General features: G+C 74.3%; 20 protein-coding genes. 9 read left to right on the forward strand and 11 right to left on the reverse strand.

Annotated features, from left to right (window positions below):
- Position 1 precedes the first annotated feature (1 nt).
- The 4 genes from EV374_RS21960 to EV374_RS21975 are packed head-to-tail and all read left to right on the forward strand — an operon-like array spanning position 2 to position 4201.
- Positions 2-1183, forward strand: a complete 1182-nt coding sequence (locus tag EV374_RS21960; RefSeq protein ID WP_165947866.1) for an STM4014 family protein — start codon at positions 2-4, stop codon at positions 1181-1183.
- Positions 1171-1974 carry an STM4013/SEN3800 family hydrolase gene (locus tag EV374_RS21965; RefSeq protein ID WP_132238315.1) on the forward strand — a complete coding sequence of 268 codons (804 nt, stop codon included), beginning with the start codon at positions 1171-1173 and terminating at the stop codon, positions 1972-1974. The genes EV374_RS21960 and EV374_RS21965 overlap by 13 nt, the downstream gene beginning before the upstream one ends.
- Positions 1971-3293 (forward strand): STM4012 family radical SAM protein, encoded by a 1323-nt coding sequence (locus tag EV374_RS21970; protein ID WP_486485889.1) that lies wholly within the window; start codon positions 1971-1973, stop codon positions 3291-3293. Before EV374_RS21965 ends, EV374_RS21970 begins: the two co-directional genes overlap by 4 nt.
- Positions 3290-4201, forward strand: coding sequence for an STM4011 family radical SAM protein (locus EV374_RS21975; protein WP_132238319.1), 912 nt, complete (start codon positions 3290-3292; stop codon positions 4199-4201). Before EV374_RS21970 ends, EV374_RS21975 begins: the two co-directional genes overlap by 4 nt.
- A gap of 82 nt (positions 4202-4283) precedes the next feature.
- Here EV374_RS21975 and EV374_RS21980 read toward each other — a convergent pair whose 3' ends face one another.
- The 4 genes from EV374_RS21980 to EV374_RS21995 form a co-directional block, all read right to left on the reverse strand.
- Positions 4284-5879, reverse strand: a complete 1596-nt coding sequence (locus EV374_RS21980; RefSeq protein ID WP_132238321.1) for an MDR family MFS transporter — start codon at positions 5877-5879, stop codon at positions 4284-4286.
- A 66-nt stretch (positions 5880-5945) separates the two neighbouring features.
- Complete coding sequence (locus EV374_RS21985; protein ID WP_132238323.1) at positions 5946-6566, reverse strand: acyl-CoA-like ligand-binding transcription factor; 621 nt, start codon at positions 6564-6566, stop codon at positions 5946-5948.
- A 158-nt stretch (positions 6567-6724) separates the two neighbouring features.
- Positions 6725-9352, reverse strand: a complete 2628-nt coding sequence (locus EV374_RS21990) for a discoidin domain-containing protein (protein WP_132238325.1) — start codon at positions 9350-9352, stop codon at positions 6725-6727.
- 174 nt (positions 9353-9526) lie between these two features.
- Positions 9527-10765, reverse strand: a complete 1239-nt coding sequence (locus EV374_RS21995) for an ROK family transcriptional regulator (RefSeq protein ID WP_132238327.1) — start codon at positions 10763-10765, stop codon at positions 9527-9529.
- Between the two features lie 221 nt (positions 10766-10986).
- On the opposite strand from EV374_RS21995, the gene EV374_RS22000 reads away from it, so the two are divergent.
- From EV374_RS22000 to EV374_RS22015, 4 genes are all read left to right on the forward strand, one after another.
- A complete protein-coding gene (locus tag EV374_RS22000; protein ID WP_132238329.1) occupies positions 10987-12285 on the forward strand; it encodes an ABC transporter substrate-binding protein in 1299 nt (432 codons plus the stop codon).
- A 66-nt stretch (positions 12286-12351) separates the two neighbouring features.
- The gene (locus EV374_RS22005; protein ID WP_132238331.1) at positions 12352-13338 is read left to right on the forward strand and encodes a carbohydrate ABC transporter permease; all 987 of its coding nucleotides are present in this window, start codon (positions 12352-12354) and stop codon (positions 13336-13338) included.
- A complete protein-coding gene (locus EV374_RS22010; protein WP_132238333.1) occupies positions 13331-14170 on the forward strand; it encodes a carbohydrate ABC transporter permease in 840 nt (279 codons plus the stop codon). Before EV374_RS22005 ends, EV374_RS22010 begins: the two co-directional genes overlap by 8 nt.
- Positions 14171-14195: 25 nt before the next feature.
- The gene (locus EV374_RS22015) at positions 14196-15596 is read left to right on the forward strand and encodes a GH1 family beta-glucosidase (RefSeq protein ID WP_132238390.1); all 1401 of its coding nucleotides are present in this window, start codon (positions 14196-14198) and stop codon (positions 15594-15596) included.
- A 76-nt stretch (positions 15597-15672) separates the two neighbouring features.
- Here EV374_RS22015 and EV374_RS22020 read toward each other — a convergent pair whose 3' ends face one another.
- A complete protein-coding gene (locus EV374_RS22020; RefSeq protein ID WP_207914442.1) occupies positions 15673-15963 on the reverse strand; it encodes a hypothetical protein in 291 nt (96 codons plus the stop codon).
- Positions 15960-16280, reverse strand: coding sequence for a hypothetical protein (locus EV374_RS22025; protein WP_132238337.1), 321 nt, complete (start codon positions 16278-16280; stop codon positions 15960-15962). The genes EV374_RS22020 and EV374_RS22025 overlap by 4 nt, the downstream gene beginning before the upstream one ends.
- Before the next feature lie 122 nt (positions 16281-16402).
- On the opposite strand from EV374_RS22025, the gene EV374_RS22030 reads away from it, so the two are divergent.
- Positions 16403-17332 (forward strand): diacylglycerol kinase family protein, encoded by a 930-nt coding sequence (locus EV374_RS22030; protein WP_132238339.1) that lies wholly within the window; start codon positions 16403-16405, stop codon positions 17330-17332.
- A 21-nt stretch (positions 17333-17353) separates the two neighbouring features.
- Here EV374_RS22030 and EV374_RS22035 read toward each other — a convergent pair whose 3' ends face one another.
- The 5 genes from EV374_RS22035 to EV374_RS22055 form a co-directional block, all read right to left on the reverse strand.
- A complete protein-coding gene (locus EV374_RS22035; protein WP_132238341.1) occupies positions 17354-18529 on the reverse strand; it encodes a trans-sulfuration enzyme family protein in 1176 nt (391 codons plus the stop codon).
- 121 nt (positions 18530-18650) lie between these two features.
- Entirely contained in the window at positions 18651-19496 is an 846-nt protein-coding gene (locus EV374_RS22040) for a carbon-nitrogen hydrolase family protein (RefSeq protein WP_165947867.1), read from the reverse strand.
- Positions 19493-19822, reverse strand: a complete 330-nt coding sequence (locus EV374_RS22045) for an AzlD domain-containing protein (protein ID WP_132238343.1) — start codon at positions 19820-19822, stop codon at positions 19493-19495. The genes EV374_RS22040 and EV374_RS22045 overlap by 4 nt, the downstream gene beginning before the upstream one ends.
- A 5-nt stretch (positions 19823-19827) precedes the next feature.
- Positions 19828-20709 carry an AzlC family ABC transporter permease gene (locus EV374_RS22050; protein WP_132238345.1) on the reverse strand — a complete coding sequence of 294 codons (882 nt, stop codon included), beginning with the start codon at positions 20707-20709 and terminating at the stop codon, positions 19828-19830.
- Positions 20702-25678 carry a non-ribosomal peptide synthetase gene (locus EV374_RS22055; protein WP_132238347.1) on the reverse strand — a complete coding sequence of 1659 codons (4977 nt, stop codon included), beginning with the start codon at positions 25676-25678 and terminating at the stop codon, positions 20702-20704. Before EV374_RS22055 ends, EV374_RS22050 begins: the two co-directional genes overlap by 8 nt.
- Positions 25679-25689 lie beyond the last annotated feature (11 nt).

The following is a 25689-nucleotide window of genomic DNA, read 5'->3' on the forward strand; positions in this document are numbered from 1 at the left end:
CATGCGCCTGACCGTCGTCGGCAACCCCGGCAACCGTCGGGTCGACCTGTTCACCCGGGCGGTCGTCGGCGCCGGCCTGCCCCGACCGGCGGTGCTGCCGTGGGCCGACGTGCTGACCGGGGCGGCGCCGCCCGAGGCCGGCGCGGTGGTGCGGGTCGACTCGCCCGGGGAGGACCCGGAGGTGGACCGGCTGCTGCGCCGGTCCGCCGTCCCGGCCCGGCACGGTGAGCTGGTCGGCCTGGCCGACACGTACGCCGGGCTGCTGCGGGGCCTGGACCGGGTCGCCGCCGGCGGCGCGGAGCTGCTCAACGACCCGGCGGACGTCGCGGTGCTGTGCGACAAGCGGCGCTGCCACGCCCGGCTGTCGGCCGCCGGGGTGCCGGTGCCGGCCGCGCTGCCCGCCGCGCACGGGTGGGAGCAGCTGCGGGCGGCGATGGCGGCGGCCCGCTGGAGCCGCGTGTTCGTCAAGCCCGCGCACGGCTCGTCCGCCGCCGGGGTCGTCGCGCTGGCGGTGGCCGGGCGGCGGGTGCAGGCGGTCACCACGGTCGAGGCGACACCCGACGGGCTGTTCAATTCCCTGCGGCCGCGCCGCTACAGCGACGAGGCCGAGGTCGCCGCGATCGTCGACCGGATCGCCGGAGAGGGCCTGCACGTGGAGCGGTGGTTGCCCAAGGCGGGGCTCGGCGACCGGGTGGTCGACCTGCGGGTGGTGACGGTCGCGGGGCGGCCCACCCACGCCGTGGTGCGTGCCGCCCGGGGGCCGCTGACCAACCTGCACCTGGGCAACGCGCGCGGGGATCTCGCCGAGCTGCACGCGGCGGCCGGGCCGGCGGCGTGGGCGGCGGCGATGGAGACCTGCGAGCGGGTGGCCCGGTGCTTCCCCCGCACGCTCCAGGTCGGGATCGACCTGATGTTCCTCGTCGGCTGGCGACGCCACGCGGTGGCCGAGGTCAACGCCTTCGGCGACCTGCTGCCGGGGGTGCTCACCGACGGCCGGGACACCTACGCCGAGCAGGTGCGCGCCCTGACCGACGGCCGGTGGGACCGCTGGCGCGCGGCGGCCGGGCAGGCACCGCCGCGCGGGGACGCGACGGGACGGGGGCCCACACGGGGCGACGCGACCGGCCAGGGGCCGACGCGCGGCGACGCGGCGGGGCGGGAGGTGCTCGCGTGCGCAGTCTGATCGGCAGCCACGACCTGCTCCTGCTCACCCTCGACACGCTGCGCCACGACGTCGCCGCCGACCTGGCCGCGCGGGGGCGCACGCCGCGCCTGGCGCGGGCGCTGCCCGGGGGCCAATGGGAGCGCCGGCACTCCCCCGCCAGCTTCACCTACGCCGCGCACCACGCGTTCTTCGCCGGCTTCCTGCCCACCCCGGTCACCCCGGGCCGGCACGAGCGGCTGTACGCGGCGGCGTTCCCCGGCAGCGAGACGTCCGGCGCCGACACGTGGGTGTTCGACGCGCCCGACCTGCCCACGGCGCTCGCCGACGTCGGCTACCACACGCTCTGCCTGGGCGGGGTCGGCTTCTTCAACCGGCGCAGCCCGCTCGGGGCGGTGCTGCCGGGCCTGTTCGCCGAGGCGCACTGGGAGCCCGGCTTCGGGGTCACCTCCCCCACCTGCCTGGACGCGCAGCTCGACCGGCTGGCCGAGGTGCTGCCGCGGGTGCCGGCGCGGCAGCCGCTGTTCACGTTCCTCAACGTCGCCGCCCTGCACCAGCCCAACCGCCACCACCTGCCCGGGGCCCAGGTCGACGACCTGGCCAGCCACGCCGCCGCCCTGGAGTACGTCGACGGCCGGATCGACCGACTGTTCGCCCTGCTCACCGGCCGGGGTCGGCCGGTGTTCGCGATCGTCTGCTCCGACCACGGCACCGCCTACGGGGAGGACGGCCACACCGGCCACCGGATCGGCCACGACGTGGTGTGGACGGTCCCGTACGCCCACTTCGTCCTGCGACCGGGGGAATGGTGACCAGCACCGACACGGGCCTCGACGGCTCGCCGTACCAGCAGTACCTCTACGCGTACCCGCACAAGACCTCCTACCGGCCGCTGCGACCGCGCCCGCTGCTGGCGGACGTGTGGCGGGCCGAGGCGCGCGAGGCGCTCTTCCTCTACGTGCACCTGCCGTTCTGCGAGATGCGCTGCGGCTTCTGTAACCTGTTCACCCGCGCCAACGCGCCCGCCGAGCAGGTGACCGACTACCTTCGGCAGCTGCGCAGGCAGGCGGGACGGGTCGCCGACGCGCTGGGCGGCGACGCCGGCTACGCCCGCGTGGCGCTCGGCGGCGGCACCCCCACCTACCTGACCGCCGACGAGCTGACCGAGCTGTTCGGCATCGCCACCGCGATGGGGGCCCGGCTGCCCGGCGTACCGCTGTCGGTGGAGACCTCGCCGGCCACCGCGACGCCGGAGCGGCTCGCGGTGCTCGCCGCGCACGGCACCACCCGGGTGAGCATCGGCGTGCAGAGCTTCCTCGACGCCGAGGCCCGCGCCGCCGGCCGGCCGCAGCGCCGCACGGAGGTGGAGGCGGCCCTGGCCGCGATCCGCGATGCCCGGATCCCCGTGCTCAACATCGACCTGATCTACGGCATCGACGGGCAGACCGCCGACACCTGGCGGGAGAGCCTCGACGCCGCCCTGGCGTGGCGGCCCGAGGAGCTGTACCTCTACCCGCTGTACGTGCGTCCGCTGACCGGCCTCGGGCGGCGGGCGCACGGCCGCGCGGACTGGGACGCCCAGCGGCTCGCCCTCTACGAGCAGGCGGTGGCGACGCTGGGCGCGGCCGGCTACCGGCAGGAGTCGATGCGGCAGTTCCGCCGCGCCGACGCGCCCACCCCGGACGGGCCGGACTACTGCTGCCAGGACGACGGCATGGTGGGCCTGGGCTGCGGCGCCCGCTCCTACACCACGTCCCTGCACTACTCGTTCGACTACGCGGTCGGTGTGTCGCAGGTGCGCGCGGTGCTCGACGACTACCTGGCCCGCCCGGCCGACGACTTCCGCTTCGCCGAGTTCGGGTTCGCCCTCGACGGTGCCGAGCAGCGCCGCCGGTGGCTGCTCAAGTCGCTGCTGCGCGCTGAGGGCGTCGACGCGGCGGCCTACCGGGCCCGCTTCGGCGCGCTTCCCGGGGAGGACTTTCCCGAGCTGGGCCGGCTGGTCGAGCGGGGGTGGGCCGGCGACGGCGGGTTGCGGCTGACGCCGGCCGGGCTGGCCCGCTCCGACGCGATCGGCCCGTGGCTGACCTCGGCCCGGGTACGCGACGCGATGACCGGATACGTGCCGAGGTGAACCTCGCGATCCTCTACCGGGGTCCCCTGGCGAGCTGCAACTACGACTGCCCGTACTGCCCGTTCGCCAAGCGGCGGGACCCGCCGGAGCTGCTGCGCGCCGACCGGGCGGCGCTGGACCGGTTCGCCGGCTGGGTGGCGGCCACCTCCGACGTGCGGCTGTCGGTGCTGTTCACCCCATGGGGCGAGGGGCTGACCCGCCGCTGGTACCGCGACGCGATGGTGTCGCTGTCGCACCTGCCGCACGTCGACCGGGTGGTCATCCAGACCAACCTGGCCGCCCGGGTGGACTGGCTGGCCGACGCCGACCCGCGCGCCGCCGCGCTGTGGACCACCTACCACCCCGGCCAGGTCGACCGGGACCGCTTCCTGGGCCGCTGCGCCCGGCTGACCGAGCTGGGCGTCCGCTACTCCGTCGGGGTGGTCGGCCTGCCGGAGCACCTCGCCGAGGCGCGGGCGCTGCGCGCCGCCCTGCCCGCCGAGGTCTACCTGTGGGTGAACGCCGCCGAGGGCCGGCGCTACGACGCGGCCGAGGAGGCGACCTGGACGGAGCTGGATCCGCTGTTCGGTTACAGCGTCCGCCCGCACGTGTCGCTCGACCGTCCGTGCCACGCGGGCGAGACGGCGATCTCGGTGCGCGGCGACGGCACCGTGCGCCGCTGCCACTTCATCGACGAGCCGATCGGCAACCTCTACGACGGGTCGTGGCGCTCGGCGCTACGACCGCGCCCGTGCGGCAACGCGGTCTGCGACTGCCACATCGGGTACGTCCACCTCAAGCCGCTCGGCCTGCGGGACGTCTTCGCCGGCGGGGTCCTGGAACGCATCCCGGCCGCCTGGCCGCCCGTACGCCGGCCGGTGCCGCTGGCCACGCCGGTGGCCGTTGCCGCGCCGCCGCCGCCGGCGTAGCGCGGAGCGGGCCGGCGAACCGGCGCACGGACGTGGCGCGGGGACGGCCCGGCTCAGGCCGGACCGCCCCCGCACGGGTGGCTCAGTGCGCGCCGGGCAGGACGGCAGCCGCCTCCTCCTTGGCCCGCCGCTCCTCACCGCTGAGGGTGTGCAGCGGCTTCTCCCGGATGAACAGCACCACCACCAGGGCGAGCACCGCGAAGGGGGTGGCCACCAGGAACAGCTCGCCGGTCGCGGTGCCGTACACGTCCTGGATGATCCTCAGCACCGGCTCGGGCAGGGCGGACAGGTCGGGCACCTCGGTGGAGCCCTCCCCGGCCGGGGCGCCGCCGGTCAGCGGGCCGAGCTTCTCCGCGCTCAGCGAGGCGACCCGGTTGGCCAGCACCGCGCCGAGCGCGCTGACGCCGATCGTGCCGCCCATGCTGCGGAAGAAGGTCAGCACGGAGGTGGCCGCGCCCAGCTCGTGCGCCGGGACGTCGTTCTGCGCCGCGAGCACGAGGTTCTGCATGAGCATGCCGACGCCGATGCCGAGCACCGCCATGTAGACGCTGAGCAGCAGGATGCTGGTCTCGGCGTCGATGGTGGCCAGCAGCAGCATGCCGGCGACCATCACGGCGGCGCCGGCCACCAGGTAACGCTTCCAGCGGCCGTACTTGGTGATCAGCTGGCCGGCGACCGTCGACGAGACCAGCAGGCCCAGGATCATCGGCAGGCTCATCAGGCCCGCCACGGTCGGCGACTTGCCGAGCGAGAGCTGGAAGTACTGGGACAGGAACACGGTGCCGCCGAACATCGCCACGCCGACCAGGATGCTGGCGATGGTGGTCAGCGAGACCGTCCGGTTGCGGAAGATGTCCAGCGGCACGATCGGCTCGTCCGCGCGGGACTCCACCCAGAGCGCCAGCGCCAGCAGGGCGAGACCGCCGCCGACCATCAGCGCCGTCCAGCCCGAGGCCCAGGCGAACTTGTTGCCGGCCAGCGACGACCAGACCAGCACGGTGGAGACCCCGGAGGTGATGAGCAGCGCGCCCAGCCAGTCGATCTTCACCTTGCGGCGGGGGGCCACCGGCAGGTGCAGGGTGCGCTGGAGCAGGAAGATGGAGAGCAGGCTGAACGGGACGCCGATCAGGAAGCACCAGCGCCAGCCGAGCCAGGAGGTGTCCACCAGCACGCCGCCGATCAGCGGCCCGGCGATGGTGCCGACGCCGAACACCGCGCCGAAGATGCCGGCGTAGCGGCCCAGCTCGCGGGGCGGAATCATGGCCGCCATCACGATGGTGGCCAGGGCGGTCATGCCGCCGGCGCCGATGCCCTGCACGACCCGGCTGACCAGGAGCACCTCGACGTTCGGGGTGAGCCCGGCGATCAGCGAGCCGATCACGAAGAGGCCGAGGGAGAGCTGGATCAGCAGCTTCTTGCTGTAGAGGTCGGCCATCTTGCCCCACAGCGGCACGGTCGCCGTCATGGCCAGCAGTTCGGTGGTGACGATCCACGTGTAGACGGTCTGGGTGCCGTTCAGGTCGGCGATGATGCGCGGCAGCGCGTTCGCCACGACCGTGGAGGCGAGGATCGACACGAACATGCCGACCATCAGGCCGGAGAGTGCCTGGAGCACCTCGCGGCGGGACATGCGGCCGGCGCCGACCTTGAGGGTCTCGGCGGGCACGGTGGCGGTCATGGACCTTCCTTACCGGGTACGGGTTTCACGGCCTCCCGGGCACCTTTCCCGGAAGGGGCTTGCGGGTCAGGGCCGGTCGGGTTGCGGCAGCCCCGCGGCGAGGGCGGCGAACGCCTCGTCGACGAGGTCGGCCAGGTCCGGCCGGTCGGGGTGGGCGGCCCACCGGGTCATGGCGTGGCGCAGCGCTGCGCCCGTCACGGCGGTGACCAGCGCCGGGTAGCCGTGGTCGGGTTCGACGCCCACCCGCGCCGCGACGACCTCGACGATGGCGCGTTCCGTCTCGGCGTTGCCGGCCAGCAGGCGGGGCAGCAGCGCGGGGTTGTGCGCCACCACGTCCATCCGCAGGCACCACAGCTCGCGCTCGGCGCGTACCTCGTCGATCACCTCGTCGAGGGCCGTCCGCAGCGCGGTCAGCACCGGCACCTCGGGCGGCACGGCGGCCAGCCGGGCCACCAGGCGCGCCGCGTCGCCCGCCTGGTCGCCGACCAGGGCGTCGTCCTTGCAGGCGAAGTAGTTGAAGAAGGTACGCGGGGAGACGTCGGCCGCCTCGCTGATCTCCTCCACCGTCACCTGGGCCAGGCCGCGCTCGGCGACCAGGCGCAGGGCCGCCTCGGTCAGCGCGGCCCGGGTCTGGCGCTTCTTGCGGTCGCGCCGCCCGGGAGCGGATTCGGTGCCGGCGGGATTCACGCGCCGGACACTACTAGCGATCTTGCAGGTACTGCAATGTTTTAGTTTGTGAAGTGACGCCGGCCATCTCGCGGGGCCGGTTCCGGGGTCGCCGGGCGGCACCGGAAGCGGCGGCGGGCCCGGCCGGGACGCTCCGACCGGGCCCGCCGCCGTACGGGTCACGGGTAGTTCGTCAGGTACACCACCTGGTTGGCGGTGTTGGCCGTGCCGCCGGTGCCGTTGACCACCCGGTTGATCGTGCCCACCCCACCGAGGGAGACGGTGACCATGTTGGTGAACCGGACGTTCGGGCTGGTCGGCGCCTCGATGGCGCGATCGGCGACGACCGCCGGGTTGACGTTGAAGTAGCAGTAGCTGCCCATCCCCCACGCCTGGTGGCTGCTCACCCCGTCGGCCACCTTGTACGCCGCGTAGCCACGGGTGGCCCCGTTCATCCAGGCGGCCTGGTTCGGCGGGTCGTACGGCATCTCGTTCTGGTAGAAGTACGTCCGCCCGCCGTTGCCGTTCCACACGGTCTGGTACCGCTGGTAGTGCTCGACGAAGAGGCCGTACATGGTCACGTCGTCGCCGTTGACCGTCAGACCGGTGTCGGCGGTGTTGACCGTCCAGCCGACCCCGTCGCCGTGGTCGGCCCGCCACAGCCACATGTGGTCGCCGATCACGTGGTCGCTGTTGACGGTCAACGTGTTGGTCGCCCGCCCGACGCCCGGCCCGCCGATGCGGAAGAAGACGTCGTGCAGCGAGGTGGGGTTGGCCGCGTGGCTGGCCGCCGAGCCGGGCGGCCCGACCTCCATCAGCACCGGCGAGTTGACCTGGCCGGCCTCGAACATGATGCCCGCCACCTTCACGCCGTCCACGTCGGCGACCCGCATCGCGACGGTGCCGTTGTCGGCCTGGATGGTCGCCAGGCCGAGGCCGAGGACCACCGTGTCGGGGCGGTCCACCCGGATCGGCTCGGTGACGTGGTGCACGCCGGGGGTGAACAGCAGGTGCCGGCCCTGGGCGAGCGCCGCGTTGATGGTGGCCGCGCCGGTGCCCGGCCGCACGACGTAGAACTGGCTGAGCGAGAGGGAGGAGCCGGCCGGGGTCCTGCCGTACCAGCTGGTGCCGGTGGAGTTGGTGCGCAGCGCCGGCACGAAGACCCGGTACTCGCCGGTGCCGTCGACGTAGAGGAACGGCTTCTCGCGTATCTGCGGGGTCTGCGGGATGACGGTGTGCGAGGGGTTCGGGAAGTGCGGCGGCGGGGCGCCGGTGACGCCCTGGAAGACCATGTTCCACACCGAGCCGGTCCAGCCGCTGCCGAACTCGCTGTTGCGCGAGTACCACTGCTGCTGCGAGCCGGAGACGACCAGGCCGTCGATCCTGGTGTCGGCCATCAGGCCGCCGCTGGACCAGCCGTCGCCGCCGTTCCAGAGCTGGATCTGGTTCTGCGCGCCGCGCAGGTGCATCCGCCGGTACGGCGCGGCCTGCGAGACCGCCCAGCGCTCCACGCTCACCCCGGCCGGCAGGGTCACCGACAGGTTCTCGGCGGCCCGCCAGAAGTTCTGCGTGGCGTTGCCGCCCATCCAGAACGCCTCGACCCGGACGTGCCCGTTGAGGTTCACGTCGTCGGGGCTCATGCCGAGGCCGGCGACCTGGGTGAAGAAGCCGAGGTTGACGTCGGCGGTGTAGCTGCCGGGCTTGAACAGCACCGCGTAGCGCTCGGGGCCGAACTGGTTGCGCTCCTGCTGGGCGAAGAGCGTGTTCAGCCGGCTCTGGATGGTCGCGGTCGGGGTGGACGGGTCGAAGACGAAGGTGTTCGGCCCGAGGTTCGGGCTGCGCGGGTCGGTCGGCTCCACGGGCGGGGCGTCGTCGCCGGTCACGTTCACCGCCAGCTCCCAGAGCGAGTAGCCGTACGCGGTGGCGCGCGCCGTGCCGTACAACCGCAGGTAGCGACCGCTGCCGGCGACGGTGAGCGACTGGCTGCCGCCGGTGCCGGTGGTGGTGCCGTACACGGTGGTCCAGGAGCTGCCGTCGGCCGAGGTCTGGAGCTGGAACGCCCGCGCGTACGCGGCCTCCCAGGTCAGCACCACGCGGCAGATCGACCGCACGGTGCCGAGGTCCACCCGCAGCCACTGGGGGTCGGCGGCGGCGCTGGCCCAGCGGGTGCCGGGGTTGCCGTCGACCGCCGCTGAGGCGGGGAGCCCGGCGTTCTCCACCGACGACGCGGTGGCCGGCCGACCCTGGGCGACGTTGACGCTGCCGCAGGTGGGCGCGGTGCCGCCGGCCTCCCCGAAGACCTGGAACTCCCAGAGGGAGTAGCCGTAGCCGGTGCCGCGCGCGGTGCCGTGCATCCGGACGTACCGGCCGGCGCCCGTCACGTTCACCGTCTGGGTGCCGCCGGTGCCGGCGGTGGTGCTGTGCACGGTGGTCCAGGCGGCGCCGTCGTCGGAGGTCTGGATCGTGAAGGCCCGGCCGTAGGCGCCCTCCCAGGACAGGACCACCTGGCTGAGGGTGGCCCGGGTGCCGAGGTCGACCTGGATCCACTGGGGGTCGGTGAAGGCGCTGGCCCAGCGGGTGCCGGCGTCGCCGTCGACCGCGGCGGACGCCGGGGTGCCGGCGTTCTCCGTCGACGAGGCGGTCGCGGGGCGCCCCTGGGACAACAGGCTCGGGGCGGCCTGCGCCGGGGGCGTGCCGGCGGCGGGGGTGAGCGCCGCGACGAGGAGCAGCGCGAGGCCGATGAGCAACCGCCGGGCGGGCCGCCCTGGCGGCGGCGTCGGGCGTACGGATGTAGCGCGAGATGTCATGACTTCGCCTGTCGATAGAGGGTGGGGGACCTCGGGCGTGACGGGATGACGAAGGGGGCCGCGGCACTGCGGGGCGGCGACGCCGGACGGTGCCGGGACGGGAGAGAGCGCTCTCGTCCGAGTGTTGCGGCGTCGTCGCGCAGCCGTCAAGGCATCGATAAATAACGCTGTTATTTATCCGTGAAGTTCGATTTGTTCGGTAATCCGCCGATTCGCCGACCGCACCCCGCCGGCCGTGAGCAGCCGGGCGATCGGGAGCGTCGCCGCACCGAGCGCCACCGCGTCGACGCCCAGCAGACCCAGCTCGATCGAGGCCTGCTCGTACGGCTGGCGCAACGCCTGGCGGCCGGCGGCCTCCCGTACGGCCGGCAGCAGGCCGCCCAGCGCCATGCCGGCCCAGCCCCCGAGCACGACCCGCTCCGGGTTGAACAGGTTGATCAGGTTGGCCACCCCGGCGCCCAGGTACTCGGCCGTCTCGTCCAGCACCCGCCGGGCGGCGGCCGAGGTGCCGGCCGCGTCGATCAGGGCCGCCAGCTGGGACTCCTCGTCGTCGCCCGGGACCGGGTGGCCGCCCCGGGCCTCGCGGTAGCGGTCGATGACGGCCTCCGCGCCGACGTACGCCTCCAGGCAGCCACGGGCCCCGCAGCGGCAGGGCCGCCCGCCGTAGACCAGGGTGGTGTGCCCCCACTCCCCCGCGCTGCTGGAGGCGCCCCGGTAGGTCACGCCGTTGGTCACCACCGCGGTGCCGACCCCCGAACCGACAAGCGCGAAGACGGCGTGCCGGGCCCCCCGACCCGCGCCGAACCACATCTCCGCCTGGCCGAGCGTCTTCGCCCCGTTGTCGACGTGCAACGGCAGGTCGGTGCCCGCCGCGATCAGCCGCTCCAACGGCACCCGGTCCCAGCCGAGCGACTGGGCGTGCACCACGGCCTCCCGGCCCTGCTCGACCACCCCGGAGACGCCGATGCCGACGCCGAGCACCTCGTCGACGGCCACCCCGGCCCGGGCGGTGACCGCGTCGATGCCGGCCAGCACGTGCCCGGCCACCTCCGCCGGCTCCGTCCGCCGGGGATCGAGCGGGTACGCGACGCTGGCCAGCTGGGCCATCGCGAAGTCGAACAGCTCCACCCGGACCCGGGTCTCCCCGACGTCCACCCCGACGACGAACGCGAAGCGCGGCGCGACCCGCAGCATCATGCTGGGCCGGCCGCCGTCGGACTCGGCGGCGCCCGCCTCGGCGATCAGCCCCTCGTCGATCAGGTCGGCAACCACGTTGCTGACCGCCGGCTGGCTCAGCCCCGTGCTGCGGACCAGCGCCTGCCGGGTGAGCGGGCCGTCCAGGAAGACCTTCGACAGCAGGGCGGACCGGTTCCGCAGCCGGACGCCCCGGTTGGTCGCGCGCGCCAACTCCACCTGCCACCTCGATCCCCTCGGCCCTCGGGAGCGACTGTACGACCCCGTGCTTGACGGCCCCTCGGCCAACCACTTTAATGACCACATTCATTAAGTCGTGATGGAACTGCTCGAGCCGTCGGCCCCCGCCGGCGTGCCCCGCCCACCGTCCGCCGGCGCCCCCACCCCCGTTCCCGACGCGACGCCGGCGACCCCCACCCCGCGCAACGGAAGGGCCGAACGTGTCGAGACGACACCTCGCGATACTCACGGCGGCCGTGCTGGCCGCCACCACGCTCACCGCCTGCGGCGACTCCGGGGGCTCCTCCGGCGCGGCCGGGAAGACCCTCACCTACTGGGCCAGCAACCAGGGCGCCAGCCTGGAGGCCGACAAGCAGACCCTCCAGCCGGAACTGGACAAGTTCGAGCAGCAGACCGGCATCAAGGTCAACGTCGAGGTGGTGCCCTGGTCGGACCTGCTCAACCGGCTGCTCACCGCCGCCACCTCGGGCCAGGGCCCGGACGTGGTCAACATCGGCAACACCTGGTCGGCGTCGTTGCAGGCCACCGGCGCGCTTGTCGAGTTCGACGACGCCACCCTCGCCAAGCTCGGTGGGAAGGACCGGTTCGTGCCCGCCGCGCTGGCCGCCGCGGGCGCGCCCGGCAAGCCGCCGGCCGCGGTGCCGCTCTACAGCCTCGCCTACGCCCTCTACTACAACAAGAAGGCGTTCGCCGACGCCGGCGTCACCAGCCCGCCCACCACCTGGGAGCAGGTGGCCGAGGTCGGCCGCAAGCTGACCGGCGGCGACCGCTGGGGCCTCGCCGTCGAGGGCGCCAACCCGTCGGAGAACGCCCACCACGCCTTCACCTTCAGCCAGCAGTACGGCGGCGAGTGGTTCGACTCCGCCGGCAAGCCCACCTTCGACACCCCGCAGAACGTCGCCGCCGTCAAGCGGTACGTCGACCTGATGGCCGTCGACCGGATCGTCAACCCGAGCAATGCCGAGTACGCGCAGAACCAGTCGGTCTCCGACTTCGCCAACGGCAAGGCCGCCATGCTGCTCTGGCAGGCCGCCGGGTCCAACCTGAAGTCGCAGAACATGGCCCCCGACGCGTACGGGATCGCCCCGGTGCCGTTCCCGGCCGCACCGCCGCCGGGCGGCAAGAAGGTCAACAGCATGGTCGCGGGGATCAACATGGCGGTGTTCAAGCACACGAAGAACCGCGACGCCGCGCTGGAGTTCGTCAAGTTCATGACCAGCGACGCCGAGCAGGTGGCGCTGAACAGCACGTACGGCTCGCTGCCCGCCGTCGCCACCGTCGCCGGCGACCCGGCGTTCGCCGCGCCGGAGCAGAGGGTGCTCCAGCAGACCCTCGCCACCACGGCGGCGCCGCTGCCGCAGGTGCCCGACGAGAGCACCTTCGAGACCCTCGTCGGCACCGCCATCAAGGAACTCTTCGCCGACGCCGCCAGCGGCAGACCGGTCACCGGGGAGAGCGTCCGGCAGAAGCTGACCCGGGCCCAGCAGCAGATGCGCTGACCCGCCGGACCGGTGGCCGTGGGAGGGACGCCGACCCTCCCACGGCCACCCAGCGAGAGGACCCCGATGGCCACCACCACGCCCGCCCGGGACGTCGCCGCACCCGAGCGGCCCGCCCGCCGCGCGGCCCCGGCGCGGCGCCGGTCGCCCGGGCGCCGCCGGTCGCTGCTGCCGTACCTGCTGCTCGCTCCGGCCGTCGTGCTGGAGCTGGCGATCCACGTCGTGCCGATGCTCGTCGGGGCGTGGATGAGCCTGCGCGAGCTGACCCGGTTCCACATCCGCGACTGGTCCACCGCGCCCTTCGTGGGCTGGGAGAACTACCGCGTGGTGCTCGACATCGACTCGGCGGTCGGGGCGCAGCTGCTGCACTCGTTCGGGGTGACCGTCGGCTACACGGTGGCCTCGGTCGGGCTCTCCTGGGTGCTCGGCACCACCGCCGCCGTACTGCTGCAACGTCCCTTCCGCGGCCGGGCCGTGCTGCGCGCGCTCTTCCTCACCCCGTACGCGCTGCCCGTCTACACGGCTGTGATCACCTGGAGCTTCCTCTTCCAGCGGGACACCGGCCTGGTCAACCACGTGCTGGTCGACCAGCTCCACCTGCTCGACGACCGGCCGTTCTGGCTGATCGGGGAGAACAGCTTCGTCGCGCTGCTGACCGTCTCGGTCTGGCGGTCCTGGCCGTTCGCCTTCCTCTGCGTCATGGCCGGCCTCCAGAACATCCCCGGCGAGCTGTACGAGGCCGCCGCCATGGACGGGGCCGGATTCTGGCGGCGGCTGCGCTCGGTGACGCTGCCCATGCTGCGTCCGGTCAACCTGGTGCTGGTGCTGGTGCTCTTCCTCTGGACCTTCAACGACTTCAACACCCCGTACGTGCTCTTCGGCGGCTCCGCGCCGGAGCAGGCGAACCTGCTCTCCCTGCACATCTACCGCAGCTCCTTCAAGACCTGGGACTTCGGGGCCGGATCGGCGATGTCGGTGCTGCTGCTGCTGTTCCTGCTGCTGGTCACCGCCGGGTACCTGCTGCTGACCAACCGCCGGAGGAACGATGCGTGAGACCGCCGCCGAGCGCTGGGCCCGCCGGATCGTGCTGACCCTGCTCGCGCTCTTCGTGCTCGTCCCGCTCTACGTCATGCTCAGCTCGGCGCTCAAGCCGTTGCAGGACGTGCAGGGCGCCTTCACCTGGTGGCCCCGGCGCCCGACCGCGCAGGCCTTCGTCGACATGTGGTCGACCGTGCCGCTGGGCCGCTACCTGGTCAACAGCCTGGTCGTCTCGACCGTGGCGGCGGTCTTCTCGGTCACCGTGGCGATCTTCGCGGCGTACGCCGTCAGCCGGTACCGCTTCCGCGGCCGGGGGCTGTTCTCGGTGACCGTGCTCTCCACCCAGATGTTCCCCGGGATCCTCTTCCTGCTGCCGCTCTTCCTGATCTACGTCAACCTCGGCACCGCCACCGGCATCCAGCTGTACGCCAGCCGCACCGGCCTGATCATCACCTACCTGACGTTCTCCCTGCCGTTCTCGATCTGGATGCTGGTCGGCTACTTCGACTCGATCCCCCGCGGCCTCGACGAGGCGGCGCAGGTCGACGGCGCCGGCCCGCTCCGGACGCTGTTCCGGGTCATCCTGCCGACCGCGGTACCGGGCGTCGTCGCCGTCGCCGTCTACGCCTTCATGACCGCCTGGGGCGAGGTGCTCTTCGCCTCGGTGATGACCGACGAGGGCAGCCGCACCCTCGCCGTCGGCCTCCAGGGCTACTCCACCCAGTTCAACGTCTACTGGAACCAGGTGATGGCCGCGTCGCTGGTGGTCAGCGTCCCGGTGGTGGCCGGCTTCCTGGCATTGCAGCGCTACTTCGTCGCCGGCCTCACCGCCGGCGCGGTCAGGTGAGGCCGTGACGGCCGCACACGAGGCCATGTCGGCCGCACATCCGAAGGAGAGCCCACCCGTGCCGGACCTGTCCACGCTGCCGCCCGACTTCCTCTGGGGGGTCGCCACCGCCGCGTACCAGATCGAGGGGGCCGTCCGCGCCGACGGCCGCGCGCCGTCCATCTGGGACACCTTCTGCGACGTGCCGGGCGCCGTCGACAACCGCGACACCGGCGCGGTGGCCTGCGACCACTACCACCGGTGGCCGCAGGACGTGGCGCTGATGCGGCGGCTCGGGGTGGACGCGTACCGGTTCTCGGTGGCCTGGCCCCGGGTGCGGCCCGACGGCGTCGGCCGGGTCAACCCGAAGGGCCTGGACTTCTACGACCGGCTGGTCGACGCCCTGCTGGCGGCGGGGATTCGCCCGTTCGTGACGCTCTACCACTGGGACCTGCCGCAGGCGTTGCAGGACCGGGGCGGCTGGCCGGAGCGGGCCACCGCCGAGGCGTTCGCCGACTACGCCGCCGTCGTGGCCGCCCGCCTCGGCGACCGGGTCGCCGACTGGACCACCGTCAACGAGCCGCTCTGCGTGTCCTGGATCGGGCACCTGGAGGGCCGGATGGCGCCCGGCGAGCGGGACCTGGCCAGGGCGGTGCGCGCCTCGCACCACGTCCTGCTCGGGCACGGGCTGGCCACCCGGGCGATCCGGGCCGCCGCCGCCCGGCCCGCCGCCGTCGGGATCGTGCTCAATCCCAGCCCCTGCGAGCCGGCGAGCGACCGGCCCGAGGACGTGGCCGCCGCCCGGCGGATGGACGGCCACGTCAACCGGTGGTGGCTCGACCCGCTGCACGGACGCGGCTACCCGGCCGACATGGTCGCCACGTACGGCGTCGAGCCGCCGGTGCGGGGCGACGACCTGACGGTGATCGCCACCCCCACCGACTACCTCGGCCTGAACTACTACTTCCGACAGGTGGTGGCCGACGACCCGGCGGGGCCGCCGCCGTACGCCCGGCAGGTGCCGGTGCCGAACGCGGTGCACACCGCGATGGGCTGGGAGGCGTACCCGGCCGGGCTGGAGCAGCTGCTGGTCGCGGTGACCGAGGAGTACGCCCCGGCGCGGGTGGTCGTCACCGAGAGCGGGTCGGCGTGGCGGGACGAGGTCACCGCCGACGGCATCGTCGAGGACCGGGAGCGCACCGACCACCTGGAGCGGCACCTCGCGGCGTGCGCGGCGGCGGTCGACCGGGGCGTGCCGCTGGCCGGCTACTTCGTCTGGTCGCTGCTCGACAACTTCGAGTGGTCGTACGGGTACGACAAGCGCTTCGGGCTGGTGCACGTGGACTACCCCACCCAGCGCCGGACGGTCAAGGCGAGCGGCCTGCGCTACGCCGAGCTGATCCGCGCCCACCGGCGGCGGACCGGGCGGCTGACGCCGTCGCGATGAGCCGGGGACGGTCCGCCGGGCCGCACGGGGCCCCGGGCGCCACCCGGGGCACCGTGCGTCACCCGCCGGGCGGGGGTCAGCAGAACCAGCCGTCCTGCACCCAGCCGCGCCGGTTGACGTGCCCGTAGGCGAAGCCGTAGACGTAGCCGCCGCTGCGCGGCCCCTCGACGAGGAACGTCTGGCCGCGGTAGAGGGTGCCCATCCACGCGCCGACCGGGGCGGTGCGGACGAAGAGGTCCTCGGCGCACACCGTCTCCCGCTGCCCGATCGTCCCGTTCGCGGCGTGCCCGGCCGACGGCGTGAGCGCCAGCACGGCGCAGACGGTCGCCAGCAACGCGCCGAGCCTGCGCGGCACTCCCCCGCTCACCACGAGTCGTAGCCCCCGATGCACTCGCTGCGCACGTAGCCCCAGTCGTTGGGCCCGAAGTCGAAGGTGGCGGCCCAGCCGTTGTAGACGGGGTGCGCGCCGGGCGTGTGGCCGATCTTGTTGCCGTACGCCAACGTGCGCTTGAGCCCGTGCGGGCCGCTCGCCGAGTCGTAGTTGGCGTAGAAGCTGGCGCTCTGGCAGACGATCACGGCGTGCCGGGGCACGACCGGGTCGGCCTGCGCGCCGGTGGCGCCCAGCGTCGCCAGGACCCCGCCCGCCGCCAGGACGCCGACCGCGCGGATCACCTGTGTTCGCATCGACACCTCCAGGGTGGAAACCTTCCTTCCCGCCACCCTAACGAATACGTCGAAAACCTTCTATGCCTGCGGTCCCCCGCGTCCTCGTGCCGGCGTCCGGGATGCCGATAGGGTCGGGGCCCATGCGGACGAAGCAGGAACTGGGCGCGGCCATCCGGCGGGACCGGCGGGCCGTCCTCGTCGTCAACGCCCACTCGCGCCGGGGCCGCCAACTGCACGCGCAGGCCCGGGCCCGGCTGACGGCGGCCGGCTTCCGCCTGCTGGGCGACCACCCCGTCGAGCAGCCCGGCCAGCTCGAACGCGTCCTCGCCGCGGCCGTCGACCTCGGGCCGGACCTGCTGGTGGCCGGCGGCGGGGACGGCACCCTCAGCACCGCCGCGCGGCTGCTCGCCCACCGCGACATGGCGCTCGGCCTGCTGCCGCTGGGTACCACCAACAACTTCGCCCGCACCGTCGGCGTGCCGCTGGAACTCGACCGGGCCGTCGACGTGCTGGCCGACGGCACGGTGATCGACGTCGACCTCGGCCTCGCCGGTGACATGCGGTTCACCAACCACGTCGGCGTCGGTCTCTCCGCCGACATCATGCTGCGGACGCCGCCGCAGCTGAAGCGGGTCATCGGCCGGCTGGCGTACCCGCTGACCGCCCTGGCCCTGCTGGCCCGGCACCGCCCGCTGCGGGTCACCGTCCGGGCCGGGGGCGCCCGGCACGAGTTCCGGACCCACCAGGTGTACGTGGCCAACGGCGGCTTCCACGCCGGGCGCCCGATCGCCGCCGACGCCGACGCCGACGACCGGCTGCTGGTCGCGTACCCGGTCGGCGGCGCGAACCGCCGTGGACTGCTGCGCGACACGGCCCGCAACGCGGCGACCGGGCACCGGCGCTCCGTCGGCGACGAGCCGTTCCTCGCCGTCGGGGAGCTGTGGCTGGAGACCGACCGGCCGGCGCGCGTCGAGGTCGACGGCGAGCTGTGCGGCCGTACGCCGATCCGGATCGGCCTGGACGCCAACGCGCTGCGCGTGATGGCGCCGGCCGGGAGCCCGGACCGCTGACCCGCGCGGCCGGCCGGGGCGCTACTGTGCCCGGTCCGCCGCGTCGAGGGCCGCCAGGAAGTCGGCGACGAGATCCTCGGTGTCCTCGATGCCGGTGGAGACCCGGACGAGGCCCTCGCCGATGCCGGTGGCGGCCAACTGCTCGGCGTCGACGATCCCGGCCCACATCGAGCGCGGGTGTACCACGAGGGTGCTGACGCTGCCCAGGCTGGCCGCCCGCTTGGCCAGGCGCAGGCCGTCGAGCAGACCGGCCGCCGCCCGCCCGTCGCGCAGCTCGACGCTGAGCACCCCGCCGAAGCCGGTCATCTGCCGGCCGGCCAGCTCGTGCTGGGGATGCGTCGGCAGCCCCGGGTAGCGGACCCGCCGCACGGCCGGGTGGCCCTCGACCGCCCGGGCCAGGGCCAGCGCGTTGGCGTTGTGCCGGTCCACCCGCAGCGACAGGGTGCGGATGCCCCGCAGCAGCAGCCAGGCGTCGATGGGGCCGAGGGTGCTGCCGGTGACGATGGCGGTCTGCCAGACCCGGTCGACGAGGTCGGCGGAGCCGACGACCACCCCGGCCGAGACGTCGGAGTGCCCGCCGAGGTACTTCGTCCCGCTGTGCCACACCAGGTCGGCGCCGAACTCCGCCGGCCGCTGGTTGACTGGGGTGGCGAAGGTGTTGTCGACCGCGACCAGCGCGTCGTTGGCGTGCGCCAGCTCGACGACGGCGGCCAGGTCGGTCAGTTCGAGCAGGGGGTTGCTCGGGGTCTCCACCAGCACCAGCCGGGTCTGCGGGCGCAGCGCCCGGACGAAGGCCTCGGTGTCGGTCTGGTCCACCTGGGTGAAGGCCACCCCGAACCGGGCCAGCAGGCCGGTGACCAGGGACGTCGTGCCGCCGTACGTGCTGCGCTGCACGATGACGTGGTCCCCGGCGGAGAGCAGGGCCAGGGCGATCGTGCTGATCGCGCCCATCCCGGAGGCGGTGACCAGGCCCGCCTCGGCGCCCTCCAGCTGGGCGACCACGGCGGCGACCTGCGCGTGGTTCGGGTTGCCGTAGCGCGTGTAGAAGGCGTTGCCCCGGGTCTCGGTGGCGACGGCGGCGAACTGCTCGTCGGTCTCGGCGCTGAAGGTGGCGCTCTGCACGATCGGCGGCGACACCGCCCCGCCCGGGCTCAACCCGTCGTCGCCGTGGACAGCGATCGTGCCGGTGCCGGTCACAGGTTCTCCTCACGTGGTGGGCTGCCCGCCGGGACGGCGGGTCGGACAGGTGCGGGCGTCGTCCGGGCGGCGGGCGCCCGACGACGGCTCGTCCGCGTGGACGCTCCCGACGGACGGGCGGTCACCCGGCCGGGACGGGCACGACCGCCGGGGGCGGCGCGGGCGCGGCCCGGTCGGTGAGCATCCGCAGCGCGTCGCGGTGCCGCCGCAGCACGGCGTCGTCCAGGTCGGCGACGGCGAGCCCGGGCCCCGTGCCGGCGTCGGCGAGGACCCGACCGTCGGGAGCGTACACGGCGCTGCGACCGGCGAACTCCCAGCCGCCGTGCGATCCCGCGAAGTTGGCGAACAGCACGTAGCAGGTGTTCTCCAGGGCGCGGGCCGGGAAGTACACGCCGCGCCGGTGGTCGGATTCGCCCGTCGTGAACGCGCCCGGGCACAGGTAGGCGTCGGCGCCGGCGAGGGCCAGCGCGCGGGCGTGTTCGGGGAAGCTCGCGTCGTAGCAGACCCCCAGGCCGAGCCGCCAGCCGCGCACCTCGACCAGGCAGTCGTCCCGGCCGGGCACGAACAGCTCGCGCTCGTCGCGGTCCAGGTGGCGCTTGTCGTACGCGGCGGCGGGCCGGCCGTCCGCGCCGACCACCAGGGCGCCGATCGCCCAGCCGTCGGCGCGTCGCCGGCAGCCGCCGACCACCGCCACCACCCGGTGGGTGCGGCAGGCCTCGGCGACGACGTCGAGCGGGTCACCGTCCGTCTCGACGGCGCACCGCGCGATGTCGTCGTGCAGCAGGCCGACGTCGTAGCCGCAGAGCGACAGCTCGGGGAAGACGACGAGGTGCACGCCGCGGGCCGCCGCCTCGGCGATGCTCCGCGCCGCGGTCCGCGCGTTGCCGGCGAGGTCGCCGGGGACGGCGGCGACCTGGGCGGCCGCGACCCGCAGCGGGGCGCGGCCGGCGGGGTGGGCGGCGCTCACGCGGCCCCCAGCCACCAGCGCAGGCCGAAGAAGACGACCAGGCCCACCGTCCAGACGATCATGAAACGCTCGACGAAGAGGCCGGTCACCAGCGTGACCAGGCCCGCCACCAGGTACGGCACGGTGACGACGGTGATCTCGATCCGGTTGTCCACCGGGGCGATCACCGACGGGACGGCGATGGCCGCCAGCAGCGCCGGCGGGAGGTAGCCGAGGAAGACCTTGACGTCGTCGGGAAGCACCCGGTCGCGGAAGACCAGCAGCGGCAGGTACCGGGGCGCGAAGGTGGCGAGCCCCATCCCGAGGATGAGCAGCAGCATGGACATTCCGGTCACCTTCCGTCCGTGTCACGGGCCGTCTCGACGGCCCGGCGTTCCCCGGCCGCCGCCCCGGCGGTCCGGGGTTGCGGCGTTCTCGGCTCCGCCCCGCCCGGCTCCCCCGGCGTCTCCCCCGGTTCGGCCGGTTCCTCCCCCGGCTGGCCCGGCTCCGCCGGCTTCGGCGGGAACCACCGCCGTTCCACCAGCTCGCAGGCCATGCCGACGAACGCGCCGCCGAACGCCGCCACGATCAGGCCGAGGTTGTAGGGCAGCCCGAGCAGGATCAGGGCCAGCGCCCCGGCGGAGACCGCCGTGGTCCAGACCTTCCAGCCGACCAGCGCCGAGGCGAGCACGACCAGGAAGACCGCGGTCATCGGGAAGTCCAGGCCGGAGCGCAGCCGCTCCGGCAGCAGGTGCCCCGCGATCATGCCGACCACCGTGGCGACCGCCCAGTTGACGTACATGACCGCGGAGGCGCCGAAGTAGAACATGCTCTTGCGCCGGGCCGGCTCGTCGCCCTTGATCCGGTCGAAGGCCACGAAGAACACCGCGTCGATCAGGCCGAAGCCCAGCAGCAGCCGCCACCGCTGCGGCAGCTCGCGCACGTGCGGCGCGAGCAACGTGGAGTAGATCAACATCCGCAGGCTGAGGATCAGCGTCGTCAGGACGATGACCGGCCAGGCCGCCCCCTCCGAGATCAGCTTGAAGCCGATGAACTGGGCGGTCCCCGAGTTCACCACCATGGCCAGGCCGAACGTCTCCAGGTAGGACAGGCCGGCGGCCAGGCCGAGGGTGCCGCCGATCACGCCCAGCGGAAAGGCGGAGAGCAGGAACGGCACCATCGAGCGGGCGCCGGCGACGAACTCGTCCCGCGCGGTCGGCGTACGGTCAGACATGGTTCTCCCCAGGACGGCGGGCGGACGGTACGGCGGCGGCCGCCGGCGGCGCGCCCGGTCCCGTCGCGCCGACGATAGCGGCCACGTCGGCCGCGCGGGTGCGGCAGAAGTAGTGTCCGCCCCCGTCGATCTCCCTCAGCTCCACGTCGGCGGCGACCCGCCGCCACGCCTCGTGCGCCGCGTCCGGCCCGGCCGTCAACGGGTCGTCGGCGGCCACGACCACGGTGACCGGCACCGGTAGCGGCTCCCCCAGCCGGTCCCGCAGGTAGCGGTGCGAGCCGACGGCGTCGTGCCGGAAGGCGGCGACCAGGGCGTCGACGTGCTCCGCGTCCAGGCCGTCCAGCTCGGTGAAGCCGGTCTGGCCCACCAGCCAGCCCACCACGTCCGCCGGCGCCATCCCGGTGACCTCCGCGATGCTGGCGTCGATCTCCTCCGGCCCGCGCAGCAGCTTGCCGCCGAGGAACAGCCGCTCGGGTGGCCGGCCGGCGGCGGCGAGCAGCCGGGTGACCTCGATCGCCGCCGCCGCGCCGACGCAGTGCCCCCAGACCAGCACCGGCCGGCCGCCCAGCTCCCCGATCTCGGCGGCCACCCGGCGGGTCAGCTCCGGCAGGTCCAGCAGCGGCTCGGGCCGGCTGACGTCGTGCCCGGGCAGTGCCACGGCGTGCACCGCGATCCGGTGCGGGGCCAGCGCCTCGGCCAGCGGCCGGAAGGCGAGCGGGCTGCCCGCCGCGTACGGGAAGCAGACCAGGACCCGGTCGTGGGCGACGTCCGGCGGGGACAGCGGTTGCAGCAGCCGGTCCTCCGGCACGACGTCCGCCTCGACGGCCCGGGCCAGCGGGCCGAGCGTGGAGGTGGTCATCAGCTGCCGCAGGGTGACCAGGGGCCGCAGCGCGGCGATCACCCGCATCGCGGCGAGCGAGTTGCCGCCCAGGTCGAAGAAGTTGTCCTCCTCGGCGATCCCGGCCACCGGCACGTCGAGCGCCGCCGCCCACGCCTCGGCGATCCGCCGGGCGACGGGCGTGCCCGGCGCGGTCCGCCCCGTCGGCGCCGCCGGCCGGCGCGTCGCCGGGGCGGCCCGGTCGAAGCGGCGCCGGGCCGGGGTGACCCGGGGCTCGGGCAGGCCAGGCCGCAGCCCGTCGTGGGCACGCTCCGGGTCGGTCGCCAGCTCCGCCAGCACCCGCCGGTACACCTCACCGATGCCCGCCGCCTGCTGCGGCGTGAAGGCCGCCGAGTGGTAGTGCAGGCTCAGCCGGACCCGGTCGGTGAAGAAGTCCCGCATGAACTCGGCGCGCAGCGCGAACTCCGTCTCCGTGCTCACCTGCACGTCGAGCAGGTCGAAGCCGGGCAGCTCGCGCAGCTGCTTGAGCAGGTAGAAGTGGGTGTAGTTGAAGACGGTCTCGAACAGCAGGTCGGTGGTGCCGGCGTCCGCCTTCATCTGCGCCATCGGGTAGCGCCGGTGGGGCAGCAGGTCCGCCTCCGCGCGGTACACCGCCCGGACCAGGTCGGCCCAGGAGCCGCCGCCGAGGTCCACCCGCATCGGCACGGTGTTGAGGAACAGCCCCAGCGCCCCGGTGGCGCCCTCCGCCTCCGGCCGGCCGCTCTGCTCGTACCCGGTGACGACCTCGGTCTCCCCGGCGAGCGCGCCGACCACCTTGACGTGCGCGGCCAGCAGCACCGTCTTCAGCGGCACCGCCAACCGGTCGGCCGCGCGCAGCAGCCGCTCGGAGAGCGCGTCGTCGATCTCCACCTCGTGGAAGACGACGGGCCGCTCGGCCGGCGCCTGCGGCGGCTGCCACCGGGGCAGCTCGGTGACCCCGCCCTCGGCGAGGACGCCGCGCCAGAAGTCGCGGTCCGCCGCCGACTCCAGCGCCCGGCGTTCCAGCCCGATGTAGTCGCGGAAGTGGTTCTCGGCCGGCCCCTCGTCCGGCCGGTCCCCGGCCAGCAGCCGGTAGTAGGTGTCGAAGAGCTGGGTGTGCAGCAGGGTGATGCTCCAGCCGTCCAACGCCGAGTTGTGCTGGCTGACGCTGTAGCGGTACAGCTCGTCGCCGAGCACGTGCACGTGGATGCGGACCAGGCCCGGCTCCTGCCAGCGGAACCGGTACGACTGCTCGCGCGCGTGCCAGTCGGCGTGCCAGCGCTCCTGCTCGGCCGGGTCGCGGTCGCGCAGGTCCACCACCCACAGCGGGCTCGGCGCGTCGGCGTGCACGAGTTGCAGGTACTCGCCGAAGCCGGTCAGGTGGTAGCTGGTCCGGAAGATCGGGTGCCGCGCGACGAGGATCCGCACCGCCTCGCTGAACGTCGCCTCGTCGAACGGCGCGTTGATCAGGAAGCTGATGATGTCGTGGTACTGGGCGGCGCCCCGGGACAGCTCGTTCTCGTAGATCAGCCCCGCCTGGAGCTGCCCGAGCGGGTACGCGTCGACCACCCCGTCCGGCAGCAGGGCCCGGTCCGCCTCGTCGAGCAGGGCGAACGGCGGGTGCGCCACCGCCCGTTCCGCGCCCGGCGGACCGGCCGCCAGCAGCGCCGCGATCGTCGGGTGGCGGAACAGTTGCTGGAACGTGAGGTCCACGCCGGCGGCGTGCGCCCGGGCCAGCACGGTGACGAAGTGGATCGAGTTGCCGCCGATGGCGAAGAAGTTGTCCTCCACGCCGACCCGGTCGAGGCCCAGCACCTCGGCCCAGATGTCGGCGAGGATCCGCTCGGGCCCGGGGCGCGGCGCCACGTACGGCCGCTCGGGCGCGGCCGGCTCGGGCAGCGCCCGCCGGTCGAGCTTGCCGCTGCCCGACAGCGGGAACTCCGCCAGCTCGACCACCCGGGCGGGGACCAGGTAGCCCGGCAGCAGGGTGCCCAGGTGTGCGGTGAGCGTCGCCTCGCCCACCGGCTCGTCGGCGACCACGTAGCCGATCAGGTTGCCGTCGCGGGCCACCACCACCGCGTCCTTGACGGCCGGGTGCCCGCGCAGCGCCTCCTCCACCTCGCCCAGCTCGACGCGGTAGCCGCGCACCTTCACCTGGTGGTCGAGGCGGCCGAGGTAGTCGAGCGTGCCGTCGGGCAGCAGCCGGGCCAGATCGCCCGTGCGGTACACCCGCTCCTCGCCCACCTCCGGCGCGGCGACGAAGCGGTCCCGGGTCAGCTCCGGGCGGTTCAGGTAGCCCCGCGCGAGCTGCACCCCGGCGACGCACAGCTCCCCCGGCACCCCCACGGGCTGGGGGCGCAGCCGCTCGTCGAGCACGTACAGGCGGGTGTTGTCCACGGGCCGGCCGATCGGCACCCGCTCCCGGCCGGGCCGGCAGCGGTGGTGGGTGACGTCGACGGTGGCCTCGGTGGGCCCGTACAGGTTGACCAGCGTCGCGCCGGGCAGCAGCTCCGCGAGCCGGTCCACCTGCCGGGGACCGAGGGCCTCGCCGCTGGCGAAGACCTGCCGCAGGCTCGCCAGCCGGCCGGTGTCGGCGGTGCCGAGGTAGTCGAGGAACGCGCCCAGCATCGACGGCACGAAGTGCACGGTGGTGACGCCGTGCGCCTCGACCGCCCCGATGATGGCCTCCGGGTCGCGCTCCGCGCCGGCGGGAAGCAGGCAGACGGAGGCGCCCTCGCGGGCCCACCAGAACAGCTCCCACACCGACACGTCGAAGGTGGTGGGGGTCTTGTGCAGGATCACGTCAGCGGGGCCGATCGGATACAGCCGCTGCATCCAGGCCAGCCGGTTGGCCAGCGAGCGGTGCTCGATCATCGCGCCCTTCGGGGCGCCGGTCGAGCCGGAGGTGTAGATGACGTACGCGAGATCCTCCCCGTGGCGCGGCGCGTCGGGGCCGGGCGACGGGACGGCGGCGGGCACCGGTTCCGCCGTCGGCAGCGGGAGCACCGGCACGCCGTCCGGGACCCGCGCCGGGTCGGCGGCGAGCACCACGGCGGCCCCGCTGTCGTCGAGCAGGTAGGCGACGCGCGCCGCCGGGTAACCGGGGTCGACCGGCAGGTAGGCGCCGCCGGCCCGCAGGGTGGCCAGGATCGCCACCACCTGCTCGCGGGAGCGCTCGGCGAGCACGCCGACGATCGACTCCGCGCCCACCCCGGCGCCGCGCAGCCGCTCGGCGTACGCGGCCACCCGGGCCTCCAGTTCCGCGTACGTCCAACTGCCGGCCGCGGTGCGCACGGCGACGGCGTCCGGGCGGGCGGCGGCCCACCGGGCGACCCACTCGTCCGGCCGACCGGCCGGGTCCTGGCCGACGCCGGTGTCGTTGACCTCCCGCAGCACGTCCCGGTCGCCGTCGGTCAGCAGGCTCAGGTCCGCCACCGGCGCGTCCGGCTCCGCCAGCGCCCGACCCAGCAACAGCGCCAGGTGGGCGCCGATCCGCTCGGCCGTGGCGCCGTCGTAGCGGCGGGCGTCGTGGTGGACCGTCACCTCGGCGGCGCCGAGGGCGAAGAACACCCCGACCCCGGCGCCGTCCGGGGCGCCGCCCCCCACCGCCACGTCGACGAGCGGGTGCGGGCCGGGACCGGCGTCCGCCGCCAGTTCCTCGGCGAGCAACTCGACCGGGTAGTCGGCGTGGCGTGCCGCCTCGGGCACCGCCGTGCGCAGCTGCCCGACCAGGTCGCGGTAGCTGCTCTCCGCCGCGCAGCGCACCCGCAACGGCAGCATTCCGGCCAGCTGCCCCGGCTCGCCCGGACGGCCGACGAGCATGTCGTCGGCGCCGGTGTAGCGGCGCAGCAGGGCGGCCACCGCGGCCGTCACCAGGACCTGGCGGGCGTCCTCGCCGCCCCGGCCGGCCCGGGCGAGCCGGTCGACCACCGCCTCGTCGAGCGGCACGGCGACGGCCGCCGGCTCGGGCGGGGTGCCGGGCGCCGGGGTGCGGTCGGCGGGGAAGCCGACCGGGTCGGCGCCGGAGCCGAGCACGGCACGCCAGTGGCGGGCCTGCTCCGGGCGGCGCGCCGCGGCGATCTTGAGCTGGCCCCGCGTCATCAGCGACTGCATGATCTCTCCGG

The organism is Micromonospora sp. CNZ303 (assembly GCF_004345505.1).

Bases quoted from the DNA above. Each gene is read 5' to 3' on its own strand.
- EV374_RS22055 (WP_132238347.1), bottom strand. From the start codon at position 25,678: ATGCAGTCGCTGATGACGCGGGGCCAGCTCAAGATCGCCGCGGCGCGC.
- EV374_RS22015 (WP_132238390.1), top strand. From the start codon at position 14,196: ATGTCGGCCGCACATCCGAAGGAGAGCCCACCCGTGCCGGACCTGTCC.
- EV374_RS22050 (WP_132238345.1), bottom strand. From the start codon at position 20,709: ATGTCTGACCGTACGCCGACCGCGCGGGACGAGTTCGTCGCCGGCGCC.
- EV374_RS22005 (WP_132238331.1), top strand. From the start codon at position 12,352: ATGGCCACCACCACGCCCGCCCGGGACGTCGCCGCACCCGAGCGGCCC.
- EV374_RS22010 (WP_132238333.1), top strand. From the start codon at position 13,331: ATGCGTGAGACCGCCGCCGAGCGCTGGGCCCGCCGGATCGTGCTGACC.
- EV374_RS22045 (WP_132238343.1), bottom strand. From the start codon at position 19,822: ATGTCCATGCTGCTGCTCATCCTCGGGATGGGGCTCGCCACCTTCGCG.
- EV374_RS21980 (WP_132238321.1), bottom strand. From the start codon at position 5,879: ATGACCGCCACCGTGCCCGCCGAGACCCTCAAGGTCGGCGCCGGCCGC.
- EV374_RS22030 (WP_132238339.1), top strand. From the start codon at position 16,403: ATGCGGACGAAGCAGGAACTGGGCGCGGCCATCCGGCGGGACCGGCGG.
- EV374_RS21960 (WP_165947866.1), top strand. From the start codon at position 2: ATGCGCCTGACCGTCGTCGGCAACCCCGGCAACCGTCGGGTCGACCTG.
- EV374_RS22025 (WP_132238337.1), bottom strand. From the start codon at position 16,280: ATGCGAACACAGGTGATCCGCGCGGTCGGCGTCCTGGCGGCGGGCGGG.
- EV374_RS21990 (WP_132238325.1), bottom strand. From the start codon at position 9,352: ATGACATCTCGCGCTACATCCGTACGCCCGACGCCGCCGCCAGGGCGG.